The 13957-nt window shown below is 41.8% G+C and carries 9 protein-coding genes; 7 read left to right on the top strand and 2 right to left on the bottom strand.

Features of this window, described 5'->3' with window-relative positions; all coding sequences use genetic code 11:
- Nucleotides 1-2 precede the first annotated feature (2 nt).
- A complete protein-coding gene (locus AAFP11_RS07330) occupies nucleotides 3-980 on the bottom strand; it encodes a LysR family transcriptional regulator (protein ID WP_341736436.1) in 978 nt (325 codons plus the stop codon).
- A 202-nt stretch (nucleotides 981-1182) separates the two neighbouring features.
- Nucleotides 1183-3417, bottom strand: coding sequence for a polysaccharide biosynthesis tyrosine autokinase (locus tag AAFP11_RS07325; RefSeq protein WP_341736435.1), 2235 nt, complete (start codon nucleotides 3415-3417; stop codon nucleotides 1183-1185).
- 432 nt (nucleotides 3418-3849) lie between these two features.
- Here AAFP11_RS07325 and AAFP11_RS07320 point away from each other — a divergent pair, with 432 nt between their 5' ends.
- The 7 genes from AAFP11_RS07320 to AAFP11_RS07290 all read left to right on the top strand — a co-directional run bounded on the left by AAFP11_RS07320 (nucleotide 3850) and on the right by AAFP11_RS07290 (nucleotide 13950).
- Entirely contained in the window at nucleotides 3850-6630 is a 2781-nt protein-coding gene (locus AAFP11_RS07320) for a polysaccharide biosynthesis protein (RefSeq protein ID WP_341736434.1), read from the top strand.
- 79 nt (nucleotides 6631-6709) lie between these two features.
- The gene (locus AAFP11_RS07315) at nucleotides 6710-8050 is read left to right on the top strand and encodes an oligosaccharide flippase family protein (protein WP_341736433.1); all 1341 of its coding nucleotides are present in this window, start codon (nucleotides 6710-6712) and stop codon (nucleotides 8048-8050) included.
- Nucleotides 8016-9221, top strand: a complete 1206-nt coding sequence (locus tag AAFP11_RS07310) for a glycosyltransferase (RefSeq protein WP_341736432.1) — start codon at nucleotides 8016-8018, stop codon at nucleotides 9219-9221. Before AAFP11_RS07315 ends, AAFP11_RS07310 begins: the two co-directional genes overlap by 35 nt.
- The gene (locus AAFP11_RS07305) at nucleotides 9218-10531 is read left to right on the top strand and encodes an O-antigen ligase family protein (protein WP_341736431.1); all 1314 of its coding nucleotides are present in this window, start codon (nucleotides 9218-9220) and stop codon (nucleotides 10529-10531) included. The genes AAFP11_RS07310 and AAFP11_RS07305 overlap by 4 nt, the downstream gene beginning before the upstream one ends.
- Nucleotides 10532-10589: 58 nt before the next feature.
- Nucleotides 10590-11762, top strand: a complete 1173-nt coding sequence (locus tag AAFP11_RS07300) for a hypothetical protein (RefSeq protein ID WP_341736430.1) — start codon at nucleotides 10590-10592, stop codon at nucleotides 11760-11762.
- A gap of 72 nt (nucleotides 11763-11834) precedes the next feature.
- Nucleotides 11835-12716 (top strand): glycosyltransferase family 2 protein, encoded by an 882-nt coding sequence (locus AAFP11_RS07295; RefSeq protein WP_341736429.1) that lies wholly within the window; start codon nucleotides 11835-11837, stop codon nucleotides 12714-12716.
- 106 nt (nucleotides 12717-12822) lie between these two features.
- Nucleotides 12823-13950, top strand: coding sequence for a glycosyltransferase (locus AAFP11_RS07290; RefSeq protein WP_341736428.1), 1128 nt, complete (start codon nucleotides 12823-12825; stop codon nucleotides 13948-13950).
- Nucleotides 13951-13957: the final 7 nt, after the last annotated feature.

Here is a 13957-nt window from a genome sequence, read left to right as displayed (position 1 = left end):
AGTTATTTGTTAGTTGTTCCAACTTTTAAGACATCAAATTGCGGTGGCACAAATTCGCGTACTAATTGGCAGAAATGGGCGATGGGCGGAATTTGCATTCGATCGTGAGTTGTCACTAAAACGACTTCGCGAGTCCAAATCGGATCTGCCGCGGCAGTGCCGATGGCAGAAACCTTAGAATTTGGTCTCTGGTTTTCGATCGGGCGAATTGCTAAAGTGCGATCGGCACGGGCTTCCACCAAAGCCGAATGTGGCAGCATGGCAATCAATTCTCCCTGTCGCACCACACCTCGAAAAGCATCGAGAGTATTCAACTCCAAAACAGCTTGAAGTTTAGCACCCATGCGTCCAAATTCGTCTTGCACCATCCGCTGCATTCCGTAGCCATCCTTAAACACGACTTGCGGGTAACAAATCAATTCAGCAATTGGGACTCGATCGTATTTAGCTAGGGGATGACTCGCGGCCATCAATACCTCGATCGGCTCATTGTAAAGCACCTCAACCAACATTTCGGCACCTTGAGTAAAATAGCGATTGTTCATCACCACCGCTACATCCACCAAACCGTCTTTGAGCACTTTCAGAGCTCGATCGCTCCCTAGGGCTGTTACCCGCAACTGTACCTCTGGATAATCCCGGCAAAATTTTTGGAGCACAGGTGGCAAATAAGCAGCACACACGGAGTGAATAGCAGCTACGCAAAGTTCCGGCTGCTTACCCGCGAGCAAGTCTCCCAATTCCTGACTGGCATTTTGCCAAGTCAGACAGATTTTACGAGCATGAGGTAACAGGCGTTCCCCAGCTAAAGTTAACTTGGCATGGGCCATGCGATGAAACAGAGATAAACCAAGTTCAGCTTCTAGTCCCTGCACTTGGCGACTAATAGTCGATTGAGTCACGCCACATTTCCCTGCTGCTTGCTGAAAGCTTCCGGTTTCGGCAACGGAAAGAAATGCTTGAATCTGCTCTAAACGCATGGATGTTTAAGTCTAGGTAACATATGGCGCGATCTTCATCAGTAGTGACTGAAGAATAACAGTGACATTAACCGATTTGCTCCCCAAGTTTAGTAGACTTTGATACAGCTACAGATTAGTTTTGATTTATGGGCGATCGAACTCGACAACATCCACAATTCCAAATCGCCCTTAGTTATCAGTTAAATATCTCCTCATCTCCTCATCTCCCCATCTCCCTTGGCGATCGCAAAATCTTGTGATTGAAATTAGCATCCTGCTCTTGAGCGTAAGATTCATTGGTAAAATAGTAATGACTGTGAGGTTCATTTTTGGGAATTACTCCATTCACCACTAAGCCCAGAACCTGTTGACTGGATTTCTTCAAAAGCTCCTTCGCAAAAGCCACAGTACCAGAATGAAGAACTCCAGGCCTGACTACCAATAAAATCCCATCGGCTTTATTCCCCAAAATCAGAGCATCAGCAGCAACATTCAAAGAAGGAGCATCAATAATCACTGCATCATAACTAGCCGCAAATTGCTTAATTAACGAAGTTATCCGCTGGGAGTCCAAAAGAGCCATGGGATTAGGCGGAATTACCCCGCAAGGGAGCACATCTAAATTCTCCATAACTTGTGCGATCGCACTTTTCAATTCAGCTTGTCCCACAATCGCATTGCTCAAGCCTACTTGATTAGGAAGTTCCCAAATCCGATGCTGAACAGGACAGTGCATATCCGCATCTACCAGCAAAACTTTCCGTCCCAATTGAGCTATAGCCACAGCCAAATTAGCTGATACAGTAGACTTACCCTCTTGCGGTAACGAACTACTGACGACAATCACTTTCAGCTCTTTATCAGAACTCAGAAACCTGAGATTTGCCTGAAGCATTCGGTAAGCAGCACTGCTGGAAGTATGAGCACTATCTCTCACCACAATCTGTTGAGGAGATGGCTCTAAATCCTGGGAAGTAGATTTAAGCCGCTTGGAATTGCGCCTCGTATTTTTTTCAGGCTTTTTATGGAAAGGAATCACTCCCAACAAAGTAAACCCAAACAACTCCCTCGCCTCTTCAATAGTTTTGACAGACTTATCTTGAGATTCTAAAAGCAGCGCCGCAGCGATCGCCAGCAGAGTTCCCAACAAAGTACCCGACACCAACAATAAAGACTTGCGAGAGCGCACTGGTTCTTCAGGAACACTCGGCTTTTGAATAATGCGAGCATTCCCGACTTGCTGATTTTCCGTAATCCGAATTTGCTGGAGCTTTTTCTGCAATTCTTCATAATCAGCCTCGGCTTCTTGGAGTTTTCTTTCTAGTTCCCGCTTTTGTTTCTCTAGCGCCGGCAAAACCTTTACCCGCTGCTTGTAGGCTGCTAAAGCATTTGAGAGAATAGTAACGCGATCGGCCAAACCCTGGCGTTCTACATCGACACTGATAAATTCTTGAATCAACTTTGGTTTTACTTCTCCTATCTGTAAGCTTTGATTTTCCAAGGGCTGTTGACCGCCTAAAACTTGTTTAATTTGTTCATCTAGTAAAGCTTTCATCGTAGCTTTTTTAGTTACCAACCTAGTTATTACAGGCGAAGTATCCAGGTATCGATTTTGCTCAATAGCTAACTGCCGCTCTATTTGTTTGTATTCTTTCAGAGCTTCCTGCACAGTGCTAGATTGGCTGAGGGTACTGGTAGCCAATGCTTGTTGGGGAGTCATTTGTAATTGGTTTTCAAATGCTTTTGACTTAGCACTTGCTTTGATAAAATCCGATTTAGCTTGGTCTATTTGACTTTCTAGTCCCGCCATGACGGCTACTGCTGATTTAGCTTCTTCTTCCAGATTTACCACTTTATTATCTTCTTTGAATTTGCTCAATTCTGCCGCGGCTTTTCGCATAGCTTTGTCGGAATTAGGCAGTTTCTTTTCGATAAACTGTCGCACTGATACAGCTTCTAGACGATTTACTTTTTGATTGTTGTCTATATAAAAAATCATCATTGTCTTTACGACATCTGCTGCTACTTGGGGATTTTTATCTTTGTATGACACTGTTAGTATATCCGCTCCCCTAATAGTAGCTACTGTCAGATTCTTCAAAAAGATTTTGACTTTAAGATGATGATTTTTTTCATCTTGCAACTGAAGCTTGTTGATAGTTTTTTCGACAATTTCAACAGAACGAATCAGTTCAATTTCGGTTGTCAGAGGATTACTTTGCTCAGCAGCAGGAGTCAACTGTCCGATTTCTTTTCCCAATTCTGTCAACGCCGATCCAGGAGTTGTTTTCTTAAATAACAACTTTCCTTCTGCTTCATAAACTGGTTTTTCTTTAAGGGTTATGTAGGTGGCGAGTGCCACCACTGAGGCAAATACAGCTAGGGCTGGCAGCCATCGACGCTTCAAAATCTGCCAGTATTCCTGAAATCCCAGACCATTTTCACTTGATTCCATAAATCTCTCCCAAAGATATATTTTTGGTAAATAGTCACAATATAGGGCTTTTAAACTGATGATTTAAGATTTCCATTTTATCACTTAATTTCCACAATCTCATTGTTTTAATAAATATGTTACTTCCACTCAAAACCCTACTTAAGTATATACTTTTGTTAAGAACAAAGTAAAGAATTATTAAATTCTGGACTAGAGAACCCGTAGTGGGAGAATATAGAGCCAATATCAAGTCGAATTTTAAAAAAATAAATCCCTAACAAGGCAATTAGGAGATGTAACAAATGCTTTGCCAGCTCCCCTTAATGCTAGCACAGAAGTGGATTCTGATTTAATTGCGGAAAAATTTCATCTGTAAGGCAAGTATAAAAAAAAACAAAAAATTCGATGAAGATATCTAGTTTGAGCAAACTTGTTTTCTCATAGCGTCTTATGAATAGCCTAGTCAAAAAAATCAGCAAAGTGTTGGTGGGATTAAGAACCCGTCATTTTTTACTTGTCGATGCCATTTGTTTTGGCATCGCACCGTTATTAGCCCTGGCAATTCGTTTAGATGATACGAGTCTGGCTCCCTATCTAAACAGTTTAGCGGTAGTTACAGTATTATTTGTAGCAGTCAAACTAGCAGTTTTTTATGTTGGTGGCTTATACAATCGTTACTGGCAGTATGCTGGTCTGGAAGAAATGACACAAATAGCGATGCTGATAGGTATATCCCTAGCAGTGGAAGTTATATTGTTCCACCAACTCTACCAGCTAAATAATTCGGCGATCGCCATTCTGCCACGATCGCTGCCGCTGGTAGACACCATGATCGGCTTTTTGTTAGTGGCGGCAGTTCGTTTCAGCATTCCCACCCTGGAAAGATGGAACCAAAAACCGTGGAAAGTTCAACAACGCGATCGCATCCTGATAGTCGGTGCCGGTAGTGCAGGCACATCTCTGGTGCAAACGATGCAAAGGAGCCCAGAGTTAGGGCTAGATCCAATCGCTTTCGTTGACGATGACCCTAAAAAAATCACCAAAAAGATTCGCAAACTGACTGTACTCGGCAATCGTTATAACATTCCCGACGTAGTTCGATCGCTAAATATCAGCAAAGTCATGATTGCCATCCCCTCAGCTCCGGGACAAGAGATTAGGGAAATCGTCCAAATTTGCCAGTCAATTGGAGTTCCAACCAGCACCCTCCCCGGCCTGAATGAGATCATCAACGGTCGAGTCAGTATCGGGAACCTCAGAGAAGTCCAAATTGAGGACTTACTCCGCCGCGCTCCAATCCAAACCGATACCCAGAAAGTCTTGGGATTGATTGGAGGCAAAAAAGTTCTAATCACTGGTGCCGGTGGCTCCATTGGTAGCGAACTGTGTCGGCAAATATTAAAGTGCGCTCCCGCCGAAATCATCATCGTCGGACACGGAGAAAATTCTGTATTCAACATTCAACAAGAACTAACCAAAGTTCTGTCACAACTCAAAAAGACCAGCAAAACCCCAACAGATATTACTCGCATTACAGCTTGCATCGCCGACATTCGTTTGCTCGATCGCTTAGAGTACGTTTTTGAAACAGTTAGACCAGACATGATTTTTCATGCGGCTGCTCACAAGCACGTACCCATGATGGAATTAAACCCGCCGGAAGCCATCACCAACAATGTGCGAGGGACAAAAAATCTGCTGGATATGGCATTGAAATACAATGTGCAAAACTTTGTGATGATTTCCACCGACAAAGCGGTGAATCCAACTAGCATTATGGGAGCTAGCAAAAGAGTTGCCGAAATGCTGGTGTTGCAAGCAGCAAAAAAAAGCGAAAACCCCTTTGTAGTTGTTCGTTTTGGTAATGTTCTTGGCAGCCGCGGTAGCGTCGTCCCCACTTTCAAGCGACAAATTGCTGAGGGTGGGCCGATTACCATTACCCATCCAGATATCTGTCGCTACTTCATGACAATTCCCGAAGCAGTTCAACTGGTTTTGCAGGGCGCAGTCATCGGTGGTGGCGGGGAAGTTTTCATGCTGGAGATGGGGGAAGCAGTGAGAATTGTTGATTTGGCAAATGATTTGATTCGGCTCTCAGGATATGAAGTCGGCAAAGACATTGAAATCGCGTTCACAGGGCTGCGGCCTGGAGAAAAATTGTTTGAAGAGCTATTTATTCCTGGTGAGCAATATAACAAAACTCAACACGCAAAAATTCTCAGTTTGGGTAATGCCAGCCGCCTAGTGAAAGATAATATCGATCGGGAAGTAGAAGCTCTTTGTCAAGCGGGCGATCGCAATGATGCCAATTTAATTGTCTCGCTCCTACAGCAGTTAGTCCCTGAATACATACCAGGATATTCCACAGCAAATTTACACGAAACTACAGCGACAGAAAAAACTGAACCAGTCAAGATTAGCAGTGTAGCATCTGTGCAGTTAGAGAACGATCTGCGAGTGGCTCTGGCCAATGAGGAGTTTCGGATTCACTATCAGCCGATCGTCTGCCTAGAAACCAATAAAATTAGTAGTTTTGAAGCGCTGTTGCGCTGGCAGCACCCGACTAGAGGTTTGCTATGGCCAGACGAATTCCTCACAGCAGCAGAAGAAACTGGCTTGATTGTTCCGATTGGCGAGTGGGTACTGCGGCAAGCTTGCACCCAGATGCAGATTTGGCAGTCGCAATTTGGTCTTGATTCTCCTTTAAAAGTCAGTGTCAATCTGACTAGCAAACAGTTTTTTCACCCTGACTTAATCGAGAATATCTGCCAAATATTGAAGGAAACAAATCTTGATGCTTCTAGTTTGAGATTAGAAATTCCTGAAGATGTTGTGACCCAAAATTCTGAGTTGGCTGGCTCTGTTTTAGTTCAAATTAAAACTTTAGGCGTGCAAGTACAAATCGATCACTGTGGTTTGAGTGATGTATCGTTAACTCAGCTCTACCAATTGACGCGGCTTAAGTATGGAAAATTCGACAGTTTGAAGCTAGATTGCTCTTTAGTAAGTGGTCTGGATGCTAGCCACCCAAACTTAGAAATTCTTCACAAAATTATTGCCATAACTCAGGAGTTAGGTATGGGGATGATTGCCACAGGAGTAGAAACGAGATGGCAAATCGCTCAGCTAAAAGAGCTGAAGTGCGTCTACGGACAGGGATACTTTTTCTCGAAGCCTGTAGAATGCGCTGCGGCAGGTAAACTGATGGGGGCTAAAGTCAATAAAAATTAATTGGGCATCGGTGAATAAAATTGCCAGCCAAATACAGGATTTGGAATTAACCAATTAGCCAGCCGGAAATTAGCTACTAATGCAACAGTTGAAACCACTAACATTACGCCGAAATTTTTCCTGGACTTTCACTGGGAATCTAGTTTATGCAGCTTCCCAGTGGGGGATGTTGGTGGTGCTTGCTAAATTGGGCAGTCCTGAAATGGTGGGTAAATTTACCTTGGGTTTGGCGGTGACAGCACCTGTGATGATGTTTACTAATCTGCAACTGCGAAGTATCCAAGTGACTGATGCCAAAGGCGAGTATGTTTTTGCCGACTATTTAGGTCTGAGGTTAATTGGCACTGGTTTAGCCCTGTTCATAATTGCGGGAATTACGCTGAAAGCTGGGTATAGCTGGGAGACTTCACTGGTGATTTTGGCGATCGCCTTAGCCAAGGCTTTCGAGTCAATCAGTGATGTATTTTACGGACTGATTCAGCAGCACGAACGGATGGATAAAATTGCGATCGCCCTGATGATTAAAGGCCCGTTATCGCTGTTACTTTTAGCCATCGGAGTTTCGCTGACTGGGAGTGTTGTAGGAGGAGCGATCGGATTAGCAATTGCCTGGGGTTTAATTCTCTGTTTCTGGGATATTCGCAATGGTAGATTAATTTTAAATAATTCTTCAAATGGAAGAGAAGAATCAGATTTATTAGTTGCTGATGCTGAACCTGGAAACAGCCAAAATTCCTTGTACCCGCGCTGGCACCGAAAAACTTTGAGCAAGTTAGTTTGGCTGGCTTTACCTCTGGGTTTTGTGATGATGTTGATTTCGCTAAATACTAATATTCCTCGCTATTTTATCGAGCGGTATTTGGGCGAACGGGAACTGGGTATTTTCGCTGCTATCTCTTACCTGATGGTGGTTGGAAGTATGGTTGTCAGTGCGCTGGCGGAGTCTGCAAGTCCGCGGCTGGCAAAATATTATGCAGAGGGAAATAGCACTGCTTTTGGCACGCTAATGCTCAAGCTGGTGGGGGTTGGCTTGATGTTAGGTGTCGGAGGTGTTGTTGTTTCTGTTGTTGCGGGCCGGGAAATCTTAACTTTACTTTATAAACCGGAGTATGCCGATCGAGCTGATTTGTTCGCGTGGCTGATGGTGGGTGCGGGTATTGGTTACGTTTCTTCCTTTTTGGGTTACGGGATGACGGCGGCTAGGTACTTTCAGGTGCAAATGCCTTTGTTTGTTTTGGTAACGGGGATTTCGGCGATCGCCTGTTTCTGGTTAATTCCGACACAGGGAGTGCGAGGGGCGGCGATCGCGCTGATCCTTGGGGCGATCGTTCAAGCAGTTTTTAGTTTGGGAGTTATCGTCTATGCAATATACAAGATCCAAAAACATGAGAAAACAAAATCACCACCATATGTTAGTTGATCGACCTTCTATCCGAATCCTCCATGCTGTTGGAGGCATGAACCGTGCCGGCACTGAAACGTGGCTTATGCACATCTTGCGAAATATCGATCGCGATCTTTTCCAGATGGATTTTCTGGTTCATACAGATCAGCCCTCTGCTTACGATGAAGAGATTCGCGCCTTGGGCTGCCAAATAATTCCCTGTCTTGATCGATCAAAACCCTGGTTGTACAGTCGTAATCTAAAGCGTATTTTGCGCGAGTATGGCCCCTATGACATCATTCACAGCCACGTCCATCACTTTAGCGGATATATTCTCTGGTTAGCAAAACAGGTGGGAGTACCGATCCGCATCGCCCATAGTCATAATGATACTTCTGAGGTAGATGCCCACGCGAGTTTTTTACGACGGCTTTATACCACCTTAATGAAAGGTTTTATTCAGGGTTCTGCCACAGCCGGCTTAGCTGCGAGTCGCGTCTCGGCAGTGGCTCTATTTGGGGATGATTGGGAGAACAACACCCGTTGGCAAGTGCTCTATTGTGGTATTGACTTAACACCGTTTAAAACACCTGTGGATGGACTTGCCCTGCGTCGGGAATTAGGTATTCCAGAGGATGCTTTTGTCATTGGTCATGTTGGTCGTTTTGAGGAACAAAAAAATCATTTATTTATTTTAGAAATCGCTGCTATTGTTGCTCAAAAAGAACCTGGAATGCGTTTACTCTTGATAGGAGATGGCATTTTAAGACCCATGATCGAGGAGAAAGTAAAACAAATGAGCTTGACACCTTGTATTATTTTCGCAGGATTGCGATCGGACGTTCCTCAATTGATGCAAAGTGTGATGAATATTTTTCTATTGCCATCTATACACGAAGGACTACCAGTGGTCGGTATTGAAGCACAAGCTGCGGGGCTTCCATTCGTTTTATCGGATGTTGTTACAGAAGAATTAGATCGGGGATTACCTCTAATACGACGACTTTCATTATCACAATCTTCATTGCAATGGTCTGATTTAATTTTAGATATTTGGGTAAAAAAACTTGACATTTCTAAGCCCGAAATGTTGAATATAATTGAGCATAGTCCATTTAATATCCAGAATAGTTTGACCAACTTGGTTGATTTTTATCGGAAACTATGGGAATTGACTCAGGTAATTAACGAAGGGAATTTAAAATGACTAAGGAGAATAATAGAAAGGAGAATGAAAATACTTTATTATTACAGTTAAATCAGACTAGATGGTTATTTTTTTCCTTGTGCTGTTACTTAGCCTCTCAGAGTATTACTATTCCTATTTTACCGGTTGGACCTTGGGCACTTTGGCCAACTTTGTCCGATGTAGCATTTGTTTGCCTAGTTTTCACATTTTGGAAATGTCGGCGATTTACCGTCGAGCTTTCTATTCCTGCAAGAAAAATATTTCTGCTCCTGTGCATAGTTTTTTTTGGTTCTATCATCTCTTATATTAGTTATCAGGCTTCGGCAGATAAAGAGTCCAGTGGTTCGATTTTTGGTGCTTTCCAAATTTACAGACTTTCAGTCTTTTTTGCAATATTTTGGTTGATATCAAAAGTACCTTTAACATCCAAAAGACTTGAAGTAGCAAGGTGGATAGTTGATGGAGTCTTGATTTTTGTATGTATGGGAGTTTTCATAACTTATGCAGGTTTAATTCCTATTGATAGCATCGTTGCGCATTTACCTAAAGTGGGACCGTGGCAATTTTACGAAGGCATAGCCAAGTCCGGTGGAAAACAGGGATTGGGATTTGTTGGATATAATCGTGCCTACGTAGCTGCTCAGGTAATGATGCTAATCGGATTGAGAATTCATTTAACACTAAATCAAAATCAAGCGATTTATAATACAATTATAATGGTTATTTCTTTGTTTACTGTATTTATCACCGAGTCTCGCTCTGGTTTGGTATCGATGGTATTTTTTTTCTTGGTATATTATTTATATAAACCTACTCATGCATTTTTGCTTATTACTTCATTCCTGGTAATAACCACATTTGCTATCCAAATTGGATTGCAATCAATTGAGATAAACTCTAATGAAGGATCAATTATTGAACGACAACTTACTGTACTACAAGCTAATAAAAAGGAAAATTTAAGTGGGCGTGATGAGCGATGGGTTGCGCACCTAGCTAGTCTAGATAACAATCCTATCAATTGGTTTGTTGGCAACGGATTTGGCTCTGCCATTGATCGTGGGGACAATGCACATATGCTTCCTTTGCAGATTACTTCCGAAACCGGATTAATAGGCTTAGTAATCTTTTCTTTCTTATTTTCTTTGATACTGCGTCATCTATATCAATTTGAAATTGGAGAAAGACCAATTTTTTGGGTGACAGTTGCTTTTTTGGTTTCAGCAGGAAGCCAAGAAACGTTTTATCCAACTCCTTCTATAGGACAGTTCATTGGCTTTTATCTATGCTCTGTTGCAATCGCTCTTAGGAGAAAATTACCAAACTAATTTTTTTAAAGTTAAGGTCTATTTTTTCTAGCCTCTTCATTAATACAAATAATTAACCATGAACATAAAAATCAACCTGGGCATAGTTTTTTTAGTATCCTTGATTATCAGTTGGTGTTTATCTTTTGATAATGGTTCCATTTCTTTCGATAATCCAGGTTCTCTTTCTAAATCACAAATAAAAGGTGTGATGATTGTTAAGGGAATCACAACTGTGAACGGTAAGCCTTTATTTCCCTTTGGATTTTATCATGTTTCATGGCAATCAACAGCAGCAGAGAGAATAAAAGCTATGCAGAACATTGCCAAGGCTGGATTTAACACAATTCATGTTTCTTCGACAACCGACATAAACGATCAAAGTAGCTATGGGGACTTTCTCGATCAATCAGCACAACAGGGAATATATGTTATTACTGAGCAACAAATTAATTTACAGAATGTTGTTAAGGAGTTTAAACACAAACCTGCCGTTTTAGCCTGGAATATTGCGGATGATGTAAATGATGGCAAGCAAACTCCCCATGATATTCGGCAATTGCATCATAAGATAAAATCATTAGATTACAACCATATTACTTATATAAGTGGATATTCAGATGAAATTTATAAATTCGGGAATAGTTCTGATATAATTGCTATGCAATCTTATCCCATTGGTAACAATGATGAAATTTCTTCTACTTATCGACGAGTGTCTCTTACTCGTGAGACAGTTGAACCATTCAATGGAACTGTTTATGCGAATATACAAGCTTTTGCATGGTCAGATTCTCAAGAACGTATTAAACATCTTGTAATTCCGACTTTCAATGAAGTAAGAAATATGACCTATCAAGCCTTAGTTGCCGGGGTTAAAGGAATTATCTATTACACTTATTATGATCGTAGTTGGTACTTGCCAGATCATCCTCAGTTATGGGAAGGATTAAAATCTTTAGTGCCTGAGATTAATACTATCACTCCTTTCTTATTACAAGGAAGTTGGCGTAAAATAGATGTTAACTACCCAAATGTATTTGGAGCTATTTGGGTGCTCAACGATAAAGCTTTGGTAATTCTCACTAATGCCTCTGACAAAGCCATTAACAATTTGACCATTCCACTACCTATTTCTGTGAACAATCTACGTTCAAAGGTTTCAGAGATTTCTCAGATGAACTTTGGAGAGGGGCAGCTTTCTGGAAAACTTCAGCCACTGGCTGTTCATATCTATTACTTTAATTTGTGAAATATAAAACGGTTTATATTTAATCAAAAATCATCTGTGTAAATTCGAGGGAATACTTTAGAGGAGAATAATATGGAACCACTGGTCAGTATTGGAATGCCGATTTTCAATTGTGAAAAAACTTTAAAATTGGCGATTCGTTCTCTGTTAAATCAAACCTATCCTCATTGGGAACTTCTGCTAATTGATGATGGTTCAGAAGATCAAACATTAAATATTGCCCAGAGTTTCAAAGATCCCAGAATTCGAGTCATAGCCGATGGGCTTAACCAAAAGCTTCAGCGTCGTCTAAACCAAGCCATCTCTTTGAGTCAGGGTAAGTATTTTGCCCGAATGGATGGGGACGACATTGCTTATCCAGAGCGTTTAAAATCTCAAGTAGAATACCTTGAAGAACATCCTGAAATTGACCTTTTAGGAACAAAGTATGTAGTTTTTGATGGAGAAGGAAATCCTATGGGAACAACTCAAGGCAACCTTGAACACAATGAAATTTGTCATCGCCCGAGAGCAGGATTCAATATATTACATCCCACTTGGATGGGTAAAACTGAATGGTTTCGGACTTATCAATACCGAACATGGGCGACTCGAATAGAAGATTATGATATTCTAGTTCGTAGTTATCAAAACAGTTGTTTTGCCTGTCTTCCTGATGTTTTACTGGGATATCGTGTAGCTAATTTGTCGCTCAAAAAGAGTTTAGTAAGTCGCTATAACTTGTCTAGAATTTTATTAGAAAAGGCTTGGACTGAAAAAAAATATGGATGGACATGGGGAGTAGTAGAGCAACTAGCAAAAGCTTCAGTAGATGTTGTGGCAATGAGTACAGGTCTAAATTTAAAAATTCTGCGGCATCGGACTGGTAATCAGCCAGTTTCTCCAAAAGAATTAAGGCAATGGCAAGAAATTTGGGAGAAGTCTAATAGTGATACTGAAGATATCAAGTATTAGGGCTAGAGACATCCAAACAGTATCGAGACGAAATTATCCAAAAAAAGCGGATTGCTTTTTATCGTTATGTACGAGAGATGACTGAAGCGTGGTTAAAACAAAAATAATGAAAAAACTGTTAGTAGTGACAACTATCCCAGAAACCCTGAATTTCTTTTTACCCATTGCTGCTAAATTGCGTGCTCAGGGGTGGCAAGTGGATGGGATGGCCGATCGGGTGTCCCAGAGTCCCAAACATCTAAAAGCATTCGATCGCGTTTGGGATGTCGAATGGTCAAGAAATCCCTTAGATCCCCGCAACTTAACGATCGCGCCCCAACAAATCCAAAAAGTGTGGGCTGAAGAATCTTATGATTTGGTCAATGTTTCTACACCTGTAGCCGCTTTTGTCGCTCGCTATAGCCTCAAGAATTTACGCAAGCAAGGTAAAGTCAAAATCATTTATACAGCCCAAGGTTTTCACTTTTATCGAGGAGGTTCTCCTCACCGCAATGCGATTTTCTTGACTCTAGAAAAATTAGCAGGTTTGTGGACTGATGAGTTAGTTGTTGTTAATCGCGAAGATGAGGAAGCTGCGAAACGCTATGGACTCATCGCCCCCGATCGCGTTCATTATATCCCCGGAACTGGTTTAAATGTGGAACGCTTTAATCCCAGTAATATTCCTGAAACAGAGGTAATACGGGTGCGTCAAGAGTTGGGACTGACACCGGAAAATCCTTTATTTTTGTCTGTGGGAGAATTCATACACCGCAAAAGACCAGAAGATATTATTAGGGCTTTTGCCCAGTTAGGACGTACCGAAGTGCATTTAGCCTTCGCCGGTAATGGAATTCTGTTTGAGGAAATGCAACAATTAGCATCAAACTTAGGACTCCAAAATCAGGTGCATTTTTTGGGCTTACGTTCCGATATTCCGATTTTGCTGCGGGCATCTGTGGCGACAATCTTGGCATCGTCCCAAGAAGGTCTTCCTAATTGTGTCATGGAATCTTTATGTGCAGAAATTCCTGTGATTGGGACTGAGATTCGAGGGACTCGCGATCTGTTGCAAAATGGCAACGGTATCTTAGTAAAAGTGGGTGATATTCAGGCATTAACCCAGGCAATAGCCTGGATTTTAGAGCATCCAGAGTCAGCTAAGACAATGGGTAAAGGAGCAAGAAAACAGATGATGGCTTATGCCGAAAAACCGATTATTGAACTCTATGAATCTCTATACGGAATCCGATAATTTAGGA

Source organism: Microcoleus sp. CAWBG640 (assembly GCF_020883015.1).
Lineage (GTDB): Bacteria > Cyanobacteriota > Cyanobacteriia > Cyanobacteriales > Microcoleaceae > Microcoleus > Microcoleus anatoxicus.
Note: the sequence above shows the minus strand (reverse complement) of the source record. Positions and strands in the feature narration are given on the sequence as shown.